Below are 17,644 nucleotides of genomic sequence, written 5' to 3' on the forward strand. Positions count from 1 at the left end.
TGAGGTGCTGTGATATAACACCGGGCTGTTTCCCCTACAACTGGACGAGCCTATGAAAGCCAAGGCTGATGTACCTTTCGCACCGCTCAACATCGCGGTGCTGACTGTCAGTGATACCCGTACCCTGGAAACCGACACTTCAGGCCAGGTGTTCGTCGACCGCCTGAGCGCTGCCGGTCATAACCTCGCGGCGCGGGTGCTGCTTAAAGATGATCTCTACAAAATTCGTGCGCAAGTCGCCACCTGGATTGCCGACGATGTCGTGCAGGTGGTGCTGATCACTGGCGGCACCGGGTTCACCGGCCGCGACAGCACGCCGGAAGCGGTGAGTTGCCTGCTGGATAAACAGGTCGATGGTTTTGGCGAGCTGTTCCGGCAGATTTCGGTGGCAGACATCGGTACCTCGACCGTGCAGTCCCGAGCCCTGGCCGGTCTGGCCAACGGCACGCTGGTGTGCTGCTTGCCGGGCTCGACCAATGCCGTGCGTACTGGTTGGGATGGCATCCTCGCCGAACAACTGGATTCGCGGCACCGTCCGTGCAATTTCGTCCCTCATCTGAAACAGGCGGCACCCTGTGAATCCCGCGGGTAAGCCTGGCAAGACCGGCAGTTTGATGCCAGTCGAAGTGGCGCTCGCGCGTTTGCTGGAAATGGCCGAAGCGGCGCCGATTCGTGAACGTGAACGCCTGCCGCTGGCGCAGGTTCAGGGTCGAGTGTTGGCGGACGATCTGATCTCGACGCTGGATTTACCGCCCTGGCCCAACAGTGCCATGGACGGTTATGCCCTGCGCCTAGCCGATTGGACCGGCGAACCGTTGGTGGTTAGCCAGAGGATTTTTGCTGGCCAGGCACCGCAACCCTTGCAGCCTGGGACTTGCGCACGAATCTTCACCGGCGCGCCGGTGCCGGAGGGTGCGGACTGCGTGGAAATGCAGGAGAACGCTGAGGTTCGGGCAGACGAACGCGTAGTGTTCTCCGAGGCCATGACGGCGGGTCAAAACATTCGTCCGCAAGGCCAGGAAACCACCGTCGGCGAGTTGGTCTTGTCGGCGGGCACGCGTCTTGGACCGATCGAGCAGGGCTTGGCGGCATCACTGGGCTGTGCCGAGCTTGATGTGGTGCGCAAGGTTCGCGTCGCGGTGCTGTCCACCGGCGATGAACTGGTCGAACCCGGTCGGGCCCTGGGCCCGGGGCAGATCTACAACAGTAATCGCGTGTTGCTCTGTAGCTGGTTGCAGCGTTTGGGTTGCGAGGTCATTGACGCCGGCATCCTGGTGGATGATCTGGAAATAACTCGCGCTCGTTTAAGCGAGCTGACGGATGTCGACCTGATTTTGTCCACGGGTGGTGTATCAGTGGGCGAAGCTGATTTCCTCGGCATAGCCTTGCGCGAAGAGGGCGAACTGACGCTTTGGAAGCTCGCCATCAAGCCTGGTAAACCGCTGACGTTCGGGCATTTCCGTGGTGTGCCGGTGATTGGTTTGCCGGGTAACCCGGCGTCGACGCTAGTGACCTTTGCCTTGCTGGCGCGGCCTTATATCTTTCGCCGTCAAGGCGTCAAAGACGTCGAACCGCTGAAGTTCCCAGTGCTGGCAGGGTTTGTCTGGCCCAAGGCCGGCAATCGACGCGAGTACCTGCGCGGGCGTCTCGAGAATGGTCGGGCAACCATCTACAGGAACCAGAGTTCCGGGGTACTACGCAGCGCCGCTTGGGCCGAGGGCCTGGTTGAAGTGCTGGAGGACCGGACGCTGATCGAGGGTGAATACGTCAATTTCATTCCCCTGAGTGAAGTCTTGAGCTGATGCCTGCTGTTGGCTGACCAACGCAAGCCCCGGTAGCATGAGCCGGGTCTTGCGTGCATCCATGCCGCTTAATGCGCCAGGAGCGTTACGACCTGTTCGAACCGGCTGTTGGCGACCCACCCCAGAAGTCCCAGGATCACGGCCGTTGCACCGGTGGAATAGGCCAGTCGGTGTTTGATGGATCTCACGTCACCACGCACCTCATCCATGTCCCTGCGGATGTACTTGAGGTGTGTCTCCAGTTCAATGACGCGAGGTTCCATATCAACTTCTCCAGTGGGTTTTGCGCTGTTTTTGAATTCAGCCTGATGAGCCCTTAAGGCGTTTGCATTCATTGCGTGCACATCCTTGTGTGTATGTATTTTGGTGATTGAAACCGCAGGCCTCCAAAGGTGTACCAATCACCAGGCTCGGTCAATTGAGCCGATTCCTCACGTTTTGTAAGAAAATATCCCGCTCTGTAGGACGCGAGGCGCCGAGGCCTGAATTAATTCAAGATCCGCTGACTTTTTTCGGTGCCTGTGAGGTCAACATCTCCCATACGGATTCCAATCATGGGGAGTTATCGCAATGGATGAGCGCAAGGCGCTGTTGATTCTGCATGGCAAGCAGGCACTCAACGAAGACGTGCGCGCGGCCGTCGAAGGCAAGCGCAAGGAGGGCTGGAATCTGGCCGTTCGGCTGACTTGGGAGGCGGGCGACGCCCAGCGTCTGGTGGGTGAAGCGCTGGCAGCGGGTTATACGCAGATCATTGCCGGCGGCGGCGATGGCACCTTGCGCGATATCGCCGAGGCCATGGCCGCGCATTCGAACGAGTCCAGCCTGGTGCTGATGCCATTGGGTACCGCTAATGATTTTGCGCGCGCCGCCGGCATCTCTCTGGAGCCTGCCCGGGCACTGGAGCTTCTGGACAGCGCCCCGGTCTCCATCGACCTGGGAGAGGTAGACGGACAAGTGTTTCTGAATATGGCCACTGGCGGTTTTGGCAGTAATGTCACGGCCAATACGTCGGAGGACCTGAAAAAGGTTCTGGGCGGGGCGGCGTACCTGTTCACCGGTTTATCGCGCTTCAGTGAATTGCATGCGGCCTATGGCGAATTGCAGGGACCGGACTTTTACTGGCGTGGCGAGCTGTTGGCACTGGGTATCGGAAATGGCCGACAGGCCGGTGGTGGTCGTGTGCTGTGCCCGCAAGCGCTGGTTGACGATGGATTGCTGGATATCAGCATTCTGCCAGCGCCGCAGGAGGTGGTAGGCACCTTGAAAAACCTGCTGGCCGATGGCTTCGGCATCGACAACATGTTCGTGCGAGCCCGTTTGCCGTGGGTCGAGATCAAAGTCTCGGAAGGCCTGCACATCAACCTTGATGGTGAGCCTCTGGAGGGGGACAGCTTGCGTTTCGAGGCGCGTGAGGCGGCATTGCGTGTGCATTTGCCGCCTAACTCACCGCTGCTGGGTTCATCGCCGGCTGTCAATCATCCAGGCTGATGATCTGTTCGCGCACGGCAAACAGCACTAGGCCCGCCACGTCGTAGATCTGCAAGCGTTTCATGATCTGCGAGCGGTGGGTTTCGACAGTCTTGATACTCAGGCCCAGACCGTTGGCGATTTCCCGGGTGGATTTGCCGCGAACGATCAGGCGCAGGATTTCCAGCTGACGGGCCGTCAGGTTGTGAGAGTCCGCAATAGTCGGCTGGTTTTTCTGAGTGCGCGTCAGTGCCTGGTTGATCACCGTGTGGGCAATGGCCGGGCTCAGATAGCGTTCGTTATTGCGCAAGGCGTCCAGTGCGTGTTCGAGCTCGGTGGCCGTGGTGTCCTTGAGCAAATAACCGTGGGCGCCGGACTCCAAAGCTTGCATGATCAGTGTCGGGTCGGTGTGCATCGACAGGATCAGTACTTTGCTTTGTGGGCGAACTCTTTTGAGTCGTTGCAAGGCTTCGAGGCCGCCGGTTTCCTTCATGGAAATATCCAACAGGACGATGTCCGGGGACAGTTGCTCGACCATCTCCAGCAGTTGCGAGCCGTCATTGGCCTCGCCAACGACCGCGTAGCCGGGAATATCCAGCACCAGAGCGCGCACGCCTGCCCGGATAAGCGAGTGGTCATCCACCAGAAGTAAGTTACAAGTCAACGCAGAACCTTATTCGTGCTGGCCCGCTCGAGTGCGCGGGGCGCCCAGGGGAAAAGTGCTTCGATTTGAGTGCCTTTGCCCGGCTCGCTGGTCACGGTCAAGGTCCCGCCCAATTGATCGATCCGTTCCGACATCCCGGCCATTCCGCGCTGCCCTTCACGCGCGGGGTTTACCGCGGGCTCAAAGCCCTGGCCGTCGTCGCTGATCAGCAATGTCAGGCCCTGAGGCAGGCGTTGCAGGCGTACCAATAAATTTCTGGCCTCGGCGTGGCGCAGGATATTGGTCACCGCTTCCTGAGTAATCCGGAAGGCTGCCAGGGCCATTTCTTCAGAGAGCCCGGTCAAGCGCTGATGACACTCCAGGCTCCAGTGCACCGACGTATTGGCCAGGGTCTTGAGCAAGTGTGCCCGCAAACTGGCTTCCAGCCCAAGACTGGTCAGTTGCCGGGGGTTGAGGATAGCCGACACGTCACGCACCTTGGTCAACGTTTCTTCCAGGGTATCGCAGAGCGTCGAGCACTGGTCCTGCAGGTCTTCGGGTAGCCGACGTTTGAGCCATTCGCTTTGAAGTTTCGCTGCCGTCAGTAACTGGCCGATGTCGTCGTGCAACTCCCGGCTGAGCCGATGGCGTTCGTTTTCCTGTACTTCCAGAAGCCGATCGGCCAGCTCTTGTGGCTGAAACTTTATTGATTTGCGCGAGAGGCGATGCCCGACCCAGACGCAGGCAAGTGCTGCCAGATTGAGCACCAGCAGACCCGCCGGCAGTTGAGTGGACAGGCCATAGACCAACAGGCTGCCAAGTGCTGAGCAGGTACATAGCACCAGAGTGAACCGACGCGCGTTTTCTCTGGAAGGTGGCCACGTGGTGATTGACTTGAGGCTGGCGTACATAGCGGATGGAGCCAATGGATGTTCGCTGCGGGAAAATCGGTCAGGGGGGCCTGACGGATCTCTGTCTGAAAAAAACTATTGGGTGAAACAGCGACTTCAAGGGGTGAAACCAGTGGTTGAAATCGGCCTTGAAGTTTATCGAGCCGCTCTCGTCTGGAATCACGACGCCATTAATTGAAGCCAACTAATGGGCGGCATAATACCACTTAAGATACCGTTGGTCGCGTTTGGTATATATGTCCAGACAGTCAGGAATTCAGCTGTTCTGGACGTTAGTTCCATAATGGAAAAAGTGTGGTTATTGTCACGCGAGGATGCCGAAGGTAATTGGCCATTTATTTTTATGGTCAGGTATTACCTGAGTGCTAGAGCAATAGTCCTTGCGCGACAGAAACAATTATTTGTTTAGTGCTGTCGCTGACAGGTAAGAAAGTTTCAATTGCGACAGGTGCGCTCAAGTTATTGAGTCGGGTCTGGGTATTAAGAAAACCAGGCAACGCCTAGTTGGCCGGCAAATCTAAGCTTGCCGTTCCGAGAAGGCCACGAGGGTGAGCGGCTTGGCGTGGGCGGGTGGCTGAAAACGGTTTTGCCCGAGTTGAAAGGCAAACGCCTCAATCAAAGACGCTTGCTCGCTGTCATCGAGGGTCAACTGTCCGGTTTTCTGATCGATGAGTTCAAGTTGCCAGGCCATCAGCGTAAAGCAGTCTTTCAGCGCATCGAGAGCTTGATCGTTCAGGGCCATGTGGTGTTGGGCGTGATTCAACAAGCCATGAATATGCAGCGAAAACTCTGAAACCGCTTCCAGGGCCAGGGCATCGGCCTTGTTCGCCAGCTTCAGGAGGGTGCTGAGCATGCAGTCAATGGCGTCGGTGTCATTGCTGATCAGTTGCAGATGACAGAGACATTCCTCGGATTTAGCCAGGAGTGTTTCAGCCTCGACGAGAAACTCGGGAAGCCGTTGAGCGCCCTCTTTATGGTCGTACGGCATGCTTATCTCCACAACGTCATGTCAGATGAGGGAATGTCGTGCGTGTCGATAATCACGAGTTTTTGCGCGAACGCACCCCGGCAGGCTATTGCGCACGCTGGAGAACTCGAGAGGGTGGAGGGCCACTGACCTGCGATCGCACACAAAAGCCTGACTCCGTTCATGCAATGAGAATGGCGTCACATTAATGGCTATTGGATATTGCGAATATCAGGTTGGGCCTGATTGTTACTAGGGGAATCCCTTACGCAGGGGAACCTAACGTGCAAACCGAGGTCGCGCGTCAGGGAATCAGGAGTGATGAAAATCACCGGGTCAGTAAAGCATGATGTTAATGTGACATCAATGGCTGGGCATGGCATTTTGTCTGAGGGTCAAGGTCCGGCAATAACAGCCGATAACCCTCTTTAGTGAATTCATCAGAACAAGCCCAGGAGTCATTAATGGCCGGCATTCTCGACACGGTAGACCAACGCACGCAACTGGTGGGTGAGAATCGCCTGGAAATTCTCATGTTCCGGTTGGCCGGGCGGCAATTGTTCGCGATCAACGTGTTCAAGGTTCAGGAAGTGCTGCAACTGCCGAAACTGACCCTGATGCCCCAGCGCCATCCGTTTGTCTGCGGTGTGGTCAACCTGCGTGGCCAGACCCTGCCGGTCATCGACTTGTCCCAGGCCATCGGCATGCGTCCACTGGTGCCAAGCCCTACCAGTACCATCATCGTCACCGAGTACAACCGTTCGGTGCAGGCGTTCCTGGTCGGTGGCGTGGACCGCATCGTCAACATGAACTGGGAAGCCATTCTGCCGCCGCCGACCAGCGCCGGTCGCCAGCATTACCTGACCGCCATCAGCAAGGTCGATGACCAGTTGGTGGAGATCATCGACGTGGAAAAAGTCCTCGCCGAAATCGTTCCGTACAACGCCAAGGTGTCCAAGGACAAACTGGATGACCCGGTTCTGGAACGTGCTCGTGGCCGTGAAGTGCTGCTGGTGGACGACTCCAACGTGGCGCTGTCGCAATTGCGCGACACCCTCGGCCAGTTGGGCGTGAAGATGCATATCGCCAGCGACGGCCTGAAAGCCCTGAACATGCTTAAAGCCTGGGCCGATACCGGCGTTGTCATGACCGACAAACTGCTGATGATCTTCACCGATGCGGAAATGCCGGAAATGGACGGCTATCGCCTGACCACCGAAATCCGTAACGATCCGCGCCTGCGTGGCCTTTATGTGGTCCTGCACACCTCGTTGTCCGGCAGTTTCAACGATTCGATGGTCAAGAAAGTCGGTTGCGACAACTTCCTCTCCAAGTTTCAGCCCGACAAACTCGTCGATGTGGTGCGCCAACGCCTGATGCTCGACGAAGTGCCGGCCTGATAACGACTTGGCCTACCTGTAGGAGCGGGCTTGCTCGCGAAGAGGCCGTGTCAGTCGATATCAATGTTGACTGACACACCGCTTTCGCGAGCAAGCCCGCTCCCACAAGGTATGTAGTGTTCTCAGCCTTTGATTCGGCGATCAAGCTCGTATAGGGTGGCGTTTTTGCCCACCAGGGAGCTGGCCATGCTGCGTCTGAGCGCGCTTTATCGTTATCCGTTGAAATCCGCCAAGGGCGAGACCCTGCAACAGGTCAGCCTCGACAAACTGGGCCTGGACGGGGATCGACGCTGGATGTTGGTGGACGAGGCCAGCGGACGCTTCCTGACCCAGCGCGCAGTGGCGCAGATGAGTCAGCTGTCGGCGCTGTGGAATGCCGACGGTGGCTTGACCCTCAATGCTCCTGGCCACTCACCGATCGATATTGCCTTGCCCGGCAGCGACGCCGAACTGCGTGGCGTAACCATTTGGCGTGACACCCTGCGGGTGCCCGATGCTGGCGACGCGGCCGGTGCCTGGGTCAGCCGATTCATTGGAAAACCAACACGACTGGTACAAGTGCCGCTGGATCGCGCGCGCACCACCGAGGCCGGCTACGGCAAGGATGATGATCAGGTAGCGTTCGCCGATGGTTTCCCGCTATTGCTGATCGGCCAGGCGTCACTGGAAGACTTGTCGAGCAAGGTGGGTCGTCCGCTGGAGACGCTGCGCTTTCGGCCCAATCTGGTGATCGAGGGCAGCGAAGCATTTGCTGAAGACGGCTGGAAGCGCATTCGCATCGGCGACGTCGAGTTCCGGGTGGTCAAGTCGTGCTCGCGCTGCATTCTGACGACGATTGATCCGAAGACCGGTGAGCGCAGCGATGATCGCGAGCCGCTGGCCACTTTGCAGAAGTATCGCGCAGAGGCGGACGGCGCGATGTTTGGCCAGAACCTGGTCAACGACAGCAATGGTCGACTTGAAGTCGGTATGCCGGTGACCATTCTCGAGTAAAAAGGCTGCAAACGAAAAATGCCCGTGTCGTTAGACACGGGCATTTTTTTTGCTGTGAAACCCAGGGTTTTAGCCGCGGTATTCGCACAGGTAAGCGGTGTCGACGGCCACTTTCAGCTGGAACTTGCTGTTGGCAGGCACGTTGAACTGGCTGCCGGCGGCGAAGGTTTCCCAGTCGGTGCTGTCTGGCAGTTTGACAGTCAGAGCGCCGGTCACCACGTGCATGATTTCACGCTGGCTGGTACCGAATTCGTATTCGCCCGGTGCCATGACGCCGATAGTCGCTGGACCTTGTGCGGTGCCAAAGGCGATCGACTTGACGGTGCCGTCGAAGTACTCGTTGACTTTAAACATGGGCGATTCCTCGAAAAGGGCTTAAAAGGGCCGGCCAGTATGCACAACGCCCCTTGCGCCGTCACCTTCCTAGATGGGAAGAATCAGCGGTAATAACCGCGCCGTATTGCGTGCGTCTTCCAGTGCCCGATGCTGCTGACCATTGAATTGCATGCCCGCCAGTTGCAGCGCGCCGTTGAGCCCCAGCGGTCGATCCAGTCGACGCGCCTTGGCGAATCGCTGCTTGAGGTTCATGTGCGGCACTTGGCTCAAAAAGCTGTCGAGTTGCAGGCGTTGCCATTCCTGAACCAATTGTTGGCGGTCGTAATCGCCCCAGCTGGCCCAGCCTTCCAAGCGCGAGTGATGCTGGGTGAGCCAGTGCTCGAACGCGTCCCAGACCTCGACCAACGGCTGCGCCGCATCGATGTTGGCCTGGGTGATGTGGGTCAGTTCCCGGCAAAACGGCGTCAGCAAAGGCCGGCGCGTCGGGCGTACGAAACGCTGGAACTGATCCAGTTCTCGACCTTTTCGGTCCACCAGGGTGGCACCGATTTCGATGATTTCCATTTCTGTGACTGGCCAGCCGCCCTCATCGGTGGTGGCTTCCAGATCAATGACCAACCAGTGAGGCATCGCAGGGTTCCTGGTATCCGCGTCCCGATAGGGCTTGAGCGTAGCCAAACCCGGCGGATCCGCCTAGGGGGCGTTCTCAATTAGTTTCCGCGCGTGGAAACTAATTGAGAACGCCCCCTGGCACCTTATTCGACCTCCAACAAAATCTGACGATTTTTAACCTGATCGCCAACCCTGACTTGCAAGCGTTTGAGCACGCCGTCGATCCCGGATTTGAGCGGATGCTCCATTTTCATGGCCTCCAGCACCACCAGCAATTGCCCCTTGCTGACCGTGCTGCCCTCGCTGACCAATACGTCGATGATCGCCCCGTCCATCGGTGCCTTGAGCGTGCCGGAGCCGACGCTAGCCTGGCTGCTGACCGGCAACTGAGTGCGATCCACCAGCCGCAGGCTGCCGGGGCGGGTGAACAGCCAGAGTTGCCCGGCGTCGAGGCGATAGGCGTGACGCTGGCGGATGCCGTCGATTTCCAGGGTGGTCCAACGGCTGTCGCAGTGGATGAGCTTCAATTCGAGCGTCCGGTCGCCGATCCGAAGCCGGAAGGGCGCGTCAGGCACCGCGTTCAGTTCTACGGTCCAGTCCTGGTCCTCTACACCGATGCGATAGTGCAATGGCACGCTGGCGTTGTTGCGCCAACCGGCCAAAGGGGCCGCGTGATGTTGCGCTGATGCCTGATAGAACAGCGCCGCCGCGATGGCCAGTTCTTCGGCGCTCGGGACGTGGGCATGCAGGCAGGGGTGGTCGGCGAAGTGCGTCGGGATAAAACCGGTGCTGAATTCGCCACGGATGAATTGCGGATGCTCCAGCAGGCTGGCGAGCAGGCGTTGATTGCTCTGAATGCCCAGCAGCACGCTGTCCTGCACCGCCCGCAATAACTTACGCCGGGCTTCTTCGCGAGTGGCGCCGTGGGCGATGAGTTTGCCCAGCATCGGATCATAAAAGACGCTGACGTTCTGGCCTTCGATCAGGCCATGGTCGATTCGTACGCCGTGTTGCAGCGCCGGCTCCCAGGCGTCGATATGCCCGGTCTGCGGCAGGAATCCTTGGGCAGGGTCTTCGGCGTACAGGCGCACTTCAATGGCATGCCCATTGAGCTGCACCTGATCCTGACGCAGCGGCAGCGGCAGGCCTTCAGCGACGTGCAGTTGCCAGGCAACCAGGTCCAGGCCGGTGATCAGTTCGGTCACTGGGTGTTCCACCTGCAGTCGGGTATTCATCTCCAGAAAGTAAAACTGCCCGCGAGCATCGAGCAGGAACTCCACCGTGCCAGCGCCCACATAATTCACCGCTCGCCCGGCCTTGAGCGCCGCTTCGCCCATGGCTTGGCGCAGTTCGACGGTCATGACCGGGCAAGGCGCTTCCTCGATGACTTTCTGATGCCGGCGCTGGATTGAACAGTCGCGCTCGCCAAGGTAGATCAGGTTGCCGTGCTGATCACCGAACACCTGAACCTCAACGTGACGCGGATCGATCAGCGCCTGTTCGAGGATCAGCTCATCGCTGCCAAACCCGTGCAGGGCCTCGGAACGTGCGGTGCGCAGTTGCTCCAGCAGATCACCCGCGTCGTGTACCAGGCGCATGCCGCGTCCGCCACCACCGGCGCTGGCCTTGATCATCAGCGGATAGCCGATGCGTTCGGCTTCACGGCTCAGGGTCGCGTCGTCCTGTTTGGCACCCTGATAGCCTTTGATGCAGGGTACGCCCGCGTCGATCATGGCGAGTTTTGACAGGCGCTTGCTGCCCATCAGCTCGATGGCTTCGGGGCTCGGGCCGATGAAGGTGATGCTGGCTTGCTGGCAGGCGAGGGCGAAGCCGGCGTTTTCCGAAAGGAAGCCGTAGCCGGGGTGTATCGCATCGGCGCCGGTGCGGCGGGCGGCATCGATGATTGCCGGGATGTTCAGGTACGACTGCTGTACAGGCGCCGGGCCGATGTTCACGGCTTCGTCGGCGATTTGCACGTGCAGGGCATCAGCGTCGGCGTCGCTGAAGACGGCGACCGTGCGGTAGCCCAGGGCCTGGGCGGTGCGCTGGATGCGGCAGGCGATTTCACCGCGGTTGGCGATCAGGATTTTGCTGAATCCGGGCATGGGGCGTTCCCTTTTGTTGTGCGGTGAATGTGATGGCCTCTTCGCGGACAAGCCTCGCTCCTACAAGGTTTGTGAACGACACATAACCCCTGTGGGAGCGAGGCTTGCCCGCGAAGCTTTTAAGAGGCCCACCCCGGTTTACGTTTTTGCACGAATGCCATGGTCCCTTCGATACCCTCGTCCCCGGTCACCGCCTCGCTAAACCACTCGGCCGCCTGATCCAGCAGCGCATCGCAAGTCGGTCCGGCACTTGCCAGCAAGAGCTTTTTGGTCAGCGCATTCGCCCCCGGCGCGCAGCACAACACATGGGCCAGCACTTCATCAAGACGCTCGGCCAGGGCTTGCGCGTCATGCTCGACAAAATGCACCAGGCCCATTCGCCGGGCGTGGGTGCCGTCGAATCGCGCTGCGGTCAGGGCCAGTCTTCGGGTCTGGGTCAGACCGATGCGTTGGACCACGAACGGTGCGATCTGCGCCGGTAGCAGGCCGAGGCTGGTTTCCGGCAAGCCGAACTGCGCTTGATGGTCGGCCAGCGCAACGTCGCTGACACAGGCCAGCCCCAAGCCACCGCCCAACACTGCGCCTTGCAGCACCGTGATCACCACTTGCGGAGCATGTTGCACTTCTTGCAGCAGCGCACCGAACGCTCGATTCAGGTCGCGATAAGCGCTCGGGCCTTGAGCCCGGGCGTTGGCCATGTCCTTGATGTCGCCGCCCGCGCAGAAGTGTCCGCCGGCACCGCCGATCACCAAGGCGCGAACGGTTCGGTCCTCGCTCACCGCCGCCAGCACCGCGCGCAGTTCGGCGACCATCTGCAAGCTCATGGCGTTGCGGCTTTCCGGGCGATTGAGGGTGATGTGCAGCACGCCATTGTGGGACTCGAGCAGCAGTGTCTGGCAAACCGGCAGGGTGTTCATTTCTTTTTCCCGGGCAGGGTGCCCATGAGTTTGCAGATGATCCCGAGCATGATTTCGTCAGAGCCGCCGCCGATCGACACCAGCCGCACGTCGCGGTAGGCCCGGGCTACCGGGTTGTCCCACATGAAACCCATGCCGCCCCAGTATTGCAGGCAACTGTCACTGACTTCCCGGCCGAGCCGGCCAGCCTTGAGTTTGGCCATCGAAGCCAGGCGGGTGACGTCCTGGCCTTTGATGTACTGCTCGGTCGCCTGATAAACCAGCGCCCGCAGGCATTCGATTTCGGTTTGCAGCTCAGCCAGGCGAAAGTGAATGACCTGGTTGTCGATCAGCGCATTGCCAAAGGTTTTGCGCTCCTTGCAGTACTCGATGGTGCTATCGATGCAGTACTCCAGGCCTTTGATCATGTTCGCCGCGCCGAACAAGCGTTCCTCCTGGAACTGCAACATCTGCATCATGAAACCCGCGCCTTCATGGCCGATGCGATTGCGTTGCGGCACGCGTACGTTGTCGAAAAACACCTGGGCGGTTTCCGAACTGCGCATGCCGAGCTTGTCCAGGTGCGAACTGAGGCTGATCCCGGGTGCATTCATCGGCACCATGATCAGCGACTTGTTGATGTGTGGTTTATCGTCCGAGGTGTTGGCCAGCAGGCAGATGAAATCAGCACTCGGTGAGTTGGTGATCCACATCTTGCTGCCGTTGATTACATAGTCGTCGCCATCCTTTCGGGCGGTGGTTTTCAACCCGGCGACATCGGAACCGGCGCCGACTTCCGAGACGCCGATGCAGCCGACCTGCTCGCCGGTGATCGCCGGGCGCAGGAACTCTTCACGCAATTCATCGGAGCCGAAGCGGGCGAGGGCCGGGGTGCACATGTCGGTCTGCACGCCGATGGACATCGGGACCCCGCCGCAATGGATGGTGCCGAACTCTTCGGCGGCGACGATCGAATAGCTGTAGTCGAGGCCCATGCCACCGAATTTTTCCGGTTTGGAGATGCCCAGCAGGCCAAGATCGCCAGCCTTGCGGAAGATCTCGTGGATCGGAAAGCGCCCGGCTTTTTCCCATTCCTCGACGTGCGGGTTGATCTCGTGATCGACGAATTGGCGAACGGTGCGGCGCAGTGCTTCGTGTTCCTGGGTGAAGATCATTTTTATTGTTCTCCTGAACGCCCTAGAAGCGGGCTACACCAAAACTGTTGGCTTGCAGCGGCCGAACCTCGGCCTCCTGGCAGATATCCAGCAAATACCCGAGCAAGGTGCGGGTATCCCGCGGATCGATCAGCCCGTCGTCCCACAAACTGGCGCTGCCGTAGAGCGCGGTGGATTGGCTGTCGAGTTTTTGCGCGGTGACTTGCTCCAGCATGTCGAGCATTTTCGGGTCCGGCACTAGGCCATCCTTGAGCTGCTTGGCCTCGGTGACGATCCGCAGCACCTTGCCGGCCTGAGCGCCACCCATGACTGCAGTGCGGCTGTTGGGCCAGGCGAAGATGAACCGCGGATCGAGGCCACGGCCGCACATCGCGTAGTTGCCGGCACCGTAGGAGCCACCGACGACGATGGTCAGTTTCGGTACTCGGGCATTGGCCACCGCTTGAATCATCTTTGCGCCGTGCTTGATCACCCCTTGCTGTTCCGATTCGGTGCCGACCATGAACCCCGTGGTGTTGTGGAAAAACAGCAGCGGTGTCTGGCTCTGGTCGCAGAGCTGAATGAACTGCGCCGCTTTGCTCGCGCCCTTGGGCGTGATCGGACCGTTGTTACCGATAAAGCCGCAGGCGCGGCCCTGAATGTGCAGGTGGCCGCAAACAGTCTGCTGATCGAACTCTCCCTTGAATTCGAGGAAGTTCGAGCCGTCAGCAATCCGGGCGATGATTTCACGCACGTCGTAGGGTTTTTTCGGATCATCCGGGATCAGCCCCAGCAGTTCGTCGATGGGGTAGAGCGGTTCTTTCCACTGACGTTCGGGTAACCATTGCAGTTGATCGTTCCACGGCAACAGACTGAGAATTTCGCGCACCTGGCGCACGCCGTCGGCGTCGTTCTCGGCCAGGTATTCGGCGGTGCCGGCGGTTTGCGCGTGCATCTCGGCGCCACCCAGTTCCTCATCGCTGGCGACTTCACCGGTGGCGGCCTTGAGCAGCGGCGGGCCGGCGAGAAACATCTTGGCTTTGCCGCGCACCACCACCACGTAATCCGACAACCCCGGCTGATAGGCACCGCCCGCCGTGGCCGAGCCGTGGACCACGGTGATCTGCGGTAAACCCATGGCCGACATCCGCGCCTGATTGGCAAAGCTGCGGGCGCCTTCGACGAAAATCTCGGCGGCATAATTGAGGTTGGCGCCACCGCTCTCGGCGAGGGTGATCACCGGCAGTTTGTTTTCCATGGCGATCTGTTGCAGGCGCAGGGACTTTTTCAAACCGCTGGGGGAAATGGTCCCGCCCTTGATCGCACTGTTGTTCGCCACCACCAGCACCCGCACGCCGGAGACGTAGCCGATCCCGGCAATCAAGCCGCCGCCGGCGGAACTGCCGTCCTTGTCGTCGTGCAATTTGTAGCCGGCCAGGCTCGCCAGTTCGAGGAACGGTGCACCGGGGTCGAGCAGCAGATTGAGGCGCTCACGGGGCAGCAACTGCCCGCGTTTGTCGAATTTTGCCTTGGCTTCGGCGGCCTTGTTCAGCAGGTTTTGTTCGAGCTGGCGGACGTGCTCGATGCCGACCAGCATCGCCGCTCGATTGCGGGCGAACTGTTCACTGAAAGGGTCGATTTGCGACTGGATAACCGGCATGGCTTATTCCTTGTCCTTGAGCACGTCCGGCAAATACGCCCGGTGAAAGCCGTTATACGATTCGCTGTTTTGTGCCTTGTGGATCGGCCACGCCCGACCGCCAAGGCTCGCGGCACCGTCGATGCGCAAGGTGCTGCCGCTGACAAACGCCGCTGCGGGGCTGAGTAGAAAAACAATCGCTGCACTGACTTCCGATTCGGTGCCGATGCGCTTGAGTGGCACATGTTCGCGCAGGGTCGGGATCACGGCCTTGAACGCGCCTTCGTAAGTGTCCATGCCGCTGGACGCGATCCAGCCCGGCGCCACGGCATTGACCCGCACCCCGGCATAACCCCATTCGAACGCAGCAGTCTTGGTCAAATTATCCATGCCCGAGCGCGCCGCGCCCGAGTGGCCCATGCCGGGCATGCCGCCCCACATGTCGGCGAGCATGTTGACGATGCTGCCGCCGTGCTTGCTCATGGACTGGTTGAAGACTTCTCGGGCCATCAGGAAACCGCCCACCAGATTGGTGCGCATCACGGTTTCGAAACCCTTCTGGTTGATCGAGGCCAAGGCCGACGGGAACTGCCCGCCGGCATTGTTGACCAGGCCGTGAATCGGTCCGTATTGGCGGATCAACTCACTGACCAGATGCTTGACCGCGTCTTCCTCACGAATGTCGCAGACCTTCCAGTCAGCCTTGCCACCGTCTTCGATAATCTCGATGGCAACGCTTTTGAGTTTCTCGGCCTTGCGTCCCACCAGCAGCACATGGGCGCCGAGCGCTGCCAGTTCGTGGGCGGTGCAACGGCCAATGCCGCTGCCGCCGCCGGTGACAATGATGGTCTGGCCAGCGAACAGGTCGGGTTTGAAAATCGAGTCGTAAGCCATGGCAGCGGTCCTCTAATTGACCTGGTCGGCGATGCTCTGGGGCACCGGAATCTGGATCTCCAGCAGTTGCTGGGCGAAGGCCTTGCCTTGCGGGTCGATCCGCAGACTGGCCACGCCACCACCGCCGAGGGCGTTTTCCAGCAGAAAATTCAAACTGTGGGTGCCGGGCAGGTACCAGCGCCCGACACGTCCGTGGACCGGGTCGAGCACGTGGCTCATCCAGTCGACGATCACTTCCGGTGTCAGCGCTTCGGCGATCCACGGCAGGAACTGCGGCTGACGTGCCATGACCCCGATGTTGCTGTGATTGCCCTTGTCGCCGGAACGGGCCACCGCGAGTTTGACCAACGCAACACTGGCGTCGGCCCGGCCCTGGGGTTTGGGCAGTTCGTGGGGGGCGGGCAGGGCGTTTGTGTCCAGCGGCTCAAGCGTCGGCAAGGCGCAGGGATGGCGCTGACCCTGCAGATCAATGTCCAGCGTGCAGGTACTTTTGTCGATCAGGAACGAAAACAGCCGGATCAGCGGATACACCGTCGGACGCCCGCCGATGATCCCGGTAAGCCCCGGTGCCATGCCAGTGGCGGCCTGGGCGATTTCCCGGGAAAACACAATCAACGCTTGTTTGCTTGGATGGCGCACGGCGAGTTTGATCACCACTTCGCGGCTGTCCTGGCGCTGGCCGTGGGGCCCGTAGGTGGCCTCGGTGCCGAGCAGTTCGATGTTCACTTCGCTGTAGGGTGCCCAGCCGCGCTGGCTGAAGATCTCTGAAGTCTTGTTGATGATCGCTTCGCTGACACGCCGGGCCTTGTCCACCGCATCGATCCCGGCGATCAGGCAACTGGCGGTGCAGCGGAAACCGTCCGGGTAAGTGGCGCTGACCTTGTACTGATCGGTGGGCGGCAAGCCTTTGGCGCCGTGCACCTGAACCGCATTTTTACCCTGTTGCTGAAGTTTGACCTGACTGAAGTCGCAGACCACGTCCGGTAGCAGATAGGCCCGCGGGTCGCCGATTTCATAGAGCATCTGTTCGCCGACGGTCAGTGGCGTGACCAGCCCACCGGAGCCTTCGGGTTTACTGACGATGAACTGGCTGTCGGCGCTGACTTCGACGATGGGGAAACCGATGTGCTCGTAGTCCGGCACCTCGCGCCAATCGGTGAAGTTGCCGCCGGTGCACTGGGCGCCGCATTCGATGATGTGCCCGGCCAGTGCGGCCTGGGCCAGTTTGTCGTAGTCGTGCCAGGACCAGCCGAATTCATGTACCAGCGCAGCGCTGACCACGGCGCTGTCGACCACCCGCCCGGTGATCACAATGTCCGCGCCCAAACGCAAGGCTTCGACGATGCCCGGTGCGCCGAGGTAGGCGTTGGTGGACACACACATCGGCGGCAATGGCGCGTCGCTGAACATTTCGTGAATGCCTTGACTGCTCAGCTGTTTGAATTGCGGTTGCAGGTCATCACCCAACAGCACGGCGATTTTCAGCGCCACACCGGCCTTGTCGCACGCCGCTTGCAGGGCTGCCGCGCAGGCTTGCGGATTAACCCCGCCGGCATTGCTGATGACGCGAATTTTATGTTCGGCGAGTTGAGTGAGGAGGGGGCTGAGCACTTCAATGAAGTCACTGGCGTAACCGGCCTGGGGATCTTTCATCCGTGCGCCGGCCATGATCGACAGGGTGATCTCGGCCAAATAATCGAACACCAGGTAGTCCAGGCGCCCGCCTTGCACCAGTTGCGCGGCGGCGGTTGAGGTGTCGCCCCAGAAGGCACTGGCACAACCGATGCGGATAGTTTTTGGCACGGTCAACTCCATGGTCATGTCC

Annotated in this window: 17 protein-coding genes; 5 read left to right on the forward strand and 12 right to left on the reverse strand. The window is 59.9% G+C overall.

Annotation, left to right across the window (positions count from 1 at the left end; all coding sequences use genetic code 11):
• Positions 1 to 52 precede the first annotated feature (52 nt).
• Positions 53 to 592 carry a molybdenum cofactor biosynthesis protein B gene (moaB, locus tag AC1MEW_RS13420; RefSeq protein WP_092279602.1) on the forward strand — a complete coding sequence of 180 codons (540 nt, stop codon included), beginning with the start codon at positions 53 to 55 and terminating at the stop codon, positions 590 to 592.
• Positions 576 to 1,802, forward strand: coding sequence for a molybdenum cofactor synthesis domain-containing protein (locus AC1MEW_RS13425; protein WP_201255331.1), 1,227 nt, complete (start codon positions 576 to 578; stop codon positions 1,800 to 1,802). Before moaB ends, AC1MEW_RS13425 begins: the two co-directional genes overlap by 17 nt.
• Before the next feature lie 68 nt (positions 1,803 to 1,870).
• On the opposite strand, the gene AC1MEW_RS13430 is transcribed toward AC1MEW_RS13425, so the two are convergent.
• The gene (locus AC1MEW_RS13430; protein WP_242486242.1) at positions 1,871 to 2,137 is read right to left on the reverse strand and encodes a hypothetical protein; all 267 of its coding nucleotides are present in this window, start codon (positions 2,135 to 2,137) and stop codon (positions 1,871 to 1,873) included.
• Positions 2,138 to 2,372: 235 nt separating this feature from the next.
• On the opposite strand from AC1MEW_RS13430, the gene yegS reads away from it, so the two are divergent.
• Positions 2,373 to 3,290 carry a lipid kinase YegS gene (yegS, locus tag AC1MEW_RS13435; RefSeq protein WP_201205445.1) on the forward strand — a complete coding sequence of 306 codons (918 nt, stop codon included), beginning with the start codon at positions 2,373 to 2,375 and terminating at the stop codon, positions 3,288 to 3,290.
• Here the strand turns inward: yegS and AC1MEW_RS13440 are convergent.
• From AC1MEW_RS13440 to AC1MEW_RS13450, 3 genes are all read right to left on the reverse strand, one after another.
• Positions 3,274 to 3,933, reverse strand: coding sequence for a response regulator (locus AC1MEW_RS13440; RefSeq protein ID WP_201205443.1), 660 nt, complete (start codon positions 3,931 to 3,933; stop codon positions 3,274 to 3,276). The genes yegS and AC1MEW_RS13440 overlap by 17 nt on opposite strands.
• Entirely contained in the window at positions 3,930 to 4,823 is an 894-nt protein-coding gene (locus AC1MEW_RS13445; RefSeq protein ID WP_201206733.1) for a sensor histidine kinase, read from the reverse strand. Before AC1MEW_RS13445 ends, AC1MEW_RS13440 begins: the two co-directional genes overlap by 4 nt.
• Positions 4,824 to 5,340: 517 nt before the next feature.
• Entirely contained in the window at positions 5,341 to 5,811 is a 471-nt protein-coding gene (locus tag AC1MEW_RS13450; RefSeq protein WP_201205441.1) for a hypothetical protein, read from the reverse strand.
• Between the two features lie 443 nt (positions 5,812 to 6,254).
• Between AC1MEW_RS13450 and AC1MEW_RS13455 the strand changes: the two genes are divergently transcribed.
• Positions 6,255 to 7,190 (forward strand): chemotaxis protein CheV, encoded by a 936-nt coding sequence (locus AC1MEW_RS13455; RefSeq protein WP_054052105.1) that lies wholly within the window; start codon positions 6,255 to 6,257, stop codon positions 7,188 to 7,190.
• A 186-nt stretch (positions 7,191 to 7,376) separates the two neighbouring features.
• On the forward strand, positions 7,377 to 8,183 hold the full coding sequence (locus AC1MEW_RS13460) for an MOSC domain-containing protein (protein WP_480426631.1): 807 nt from the start codon (positions 7,377 to 7,379) through the stop codon (positions 8,181 to 8,183).
• A 69-nt stretch (positions 8,184 to 8,252) separates the two neighbouring features.
• On the opposite strand, the gene ppnP is transcribed toward AC1MEW_RS13460, so the two are convergent.
• The 8 genes from ppnP to AC1MEW_RS13500 all read right to left on the reverse strand — a co-directional run bounded on the left by ppnP (position 8,253) and on the right by AC1MEW_RS13500 (position 17,622).
• On the reverse strand, positions 8,253 to 8,537 hold the full coding sequence (gene ppnP, locus AC1MEW_RS13465; RefSeq protein ID WP_201205437.1) for a pyrimidine/purine nucleoside phosphorylase: 285 nt from the start codon (positions 8,535 to 8,537) through the stop codon (positions 8,253 to 8,255).
• A 69-nt stretch (positions 8,538 to 8,606) separates the two neighbouring features.
• Positions 8,607 to 9,149, reverse strand: a complete 543-nt coding sequence (locus tag AC1MEW_RS13470) for a 3'-5' exonuclease (protein WP_201205435.1) — start codon at positions 9,147 to 9,149, stop codon at positions 8,607 to 8,609.
• Positions 9,150 to 9,274: 125 nt separating this feature from the next.
• Positions 9,275 to 11,236, reverse strand: coding sequence for an acetyl/propionyl/methylcrotonyl-CoA carboxylase subunit alpha (locus AC1MEW_RS13475; protein WP_323570301.1), 1,962 nt, complete (start codon positions 11,234 to 11,236; stop codon positions 9,275 to 9,277).
• Between the two features lie 119 nt (positions 11,237 to 11,355).
• Positions 11,356 to 12,153, reverse strand: a complete 798-nt coding sequence (locus AC1MEW_RS13480; protein ID WP_480426632.1) for an enoyl-CoA hydratase/isomerase family protein — start codon at positions 12,151 to 12,153, stop codon at positions 11,356 to 11,358.
• Entirely contained in the window at positions 12,150 to 13,307 is a 1,158-nt protein-coding gene (gene atuD, locus AC1MEW_RS13485) for a citronellyl-CoA dehydrogenase (RefSeq protein ID WP_480426633.1), read from the reverse strand. Before atuD ends, AC1MEW_RS13480 begins: the two co-directional genes overlap by 4 nt.
• A gap of 22 nt (positions 13,308 to 13,329) precedes the next feature.
• Positions 13,330 to 14,946 (reverse strand): geranyl-CoA carboxylase subunit beta, encoded by a 1,617-nt coding sequence (atuC, locus tag AC1MEW_RS13490; protein WP_480426634.1) that lies wholly within the window; start codon positions 14,944 to 14,946, stop codon positions 13,330 to 13,332.
• Between the two features lie 3 nt (positions 14,947 to 14,949).
• Complete coding sequence (locus AC1MEW_RS13495; RefSeq protein WP_201205425.1) at positions 14,950 to 15,819, reverse strand: SDR family oxidoreductase; 870 nt, start codon at positions 15,817 to 15,819, stop codon at positions 14,950 to 14,952.
• A 12-nt stretch (positions 15,820 to 15,831) separates the two neighbouring features.
• A complete protein-coding gene (locus AC1MEW_RS13500; RefSeq protein ID WP_480426635.1) occupies positions 15,832 to 17,622 on the reverse strand; it encodes an acyclic terpene utilization AtuA family protein in 1,791 nt (596 codons plus the stop codon).
• Positions 17,623 to 17,644 lie beyond the last annotated feature (22 nt).

It is taken from the genome of Pseudomonas sp. ASL4, from assembly GCF_056680395.1.

Excerpts from the sequence above, each read along its gene's own strand:
- AC1MEW_RS13475 (WP_323570301.1), bottom strand. The coding sequence starts at position 11,236 with ATGCCCGGATTCAGCAAAATCCTGATCGCCAACCGCGGTGAAATCGCC.
- ppnP (WP_201205437.1), bottom strand. The coding sequence starts at position 8,537 with ATGTTTAAAGTCAACGAGTACTTCGACGGCACCGTCAAGTCGATCGCC.
- AC1MEW_RS13470 (WP_201205435.1), bottom strand. The coding sequence starts at position 9,149 with ATGCCTCACTGGTTGGTCATTGATCTGGAAGCCACCACCGATGAGGGC.
- AC1MEW_RS13445 (WP_201206733.1), bottom strand. The coding sequence starts at position 4,823 with ATGTACGCCAGCCTCAAGTCAATCACCACGTGGCCACCTTCCAGAGAA.
- AC1MEW_RS13460 (WP_480426631.1), top strand. The coding sequence starts at position 7,377 with ATGCTGCGTCTGAGCGCGCTTTATCGTTATCCGTTGAAATCCGCCAAG.
- atuD (WP_480426633.1), bottom strand. The coding sequence starts at position 13,307 with ATGATCTTCACCCAGGAACACGAAGCACTGCGCCGCACCGTTCGCCAA.
- atuC (WP_480426634.1), bottom strand. The coding sequence starts at position 14,946 with ATGCCGGTTATCCAGTCGCAAATCGACCCTTTCAGTGAACAGTTCGCC.
- moaB (WP_092279602.1), top strand. The coding sequence starts at position 53 with ATGAAAGCCAAGGCTGATGTACCTTTCGCACCGCTCAACATCGCGGTG.
- AC1MEW_RS13495 (WP_201205425.1), bottom strand. The coding sequence starts at position 15,819 with ATGGCTTACGACTCGATTTTCAAACCCGACCTGTTCGCTGGCCAGACC.
- AC1MEW_RS13455 (WP_054052105.1), top strand. The coding sequence starts at position 6,255 with ATGGCCGGCATTCTCGACACGGTAGACCAACGCACGCAACTGGTGGGT.
- AC1MEW_RS13480 (WP_480426632.1), bottom strand. The coding sequence starts at position 12,153 with ATGAACACCCTGCCGGTTTGCCAGACACTGCTGCTCGAGTCCCACAAT.
- yegS (WP_201205445.1), top strand. The coding sequence starts at position 2,373 with ATGGATGAGCGCAAGGCGCTGTTGATTCTGCATGGCAAGCAGGCACTC.
- AC1MEW_RS13450 (WP_201205441.1), bottom strand. The coding sequence starts at position 5,811 with ATGCCGTACGACCATAAAGAGGGCGCTCAACGGCTTCCCGAGTTTCTC.
- AC1MEW_RS13430 (WP_242486242.1), bottom strand. The coding sequence starts at position 2,137 with ATGAATGCAAACGCCTTAAGGGCTCATCAGGCTGAATTCAAAAACAGC.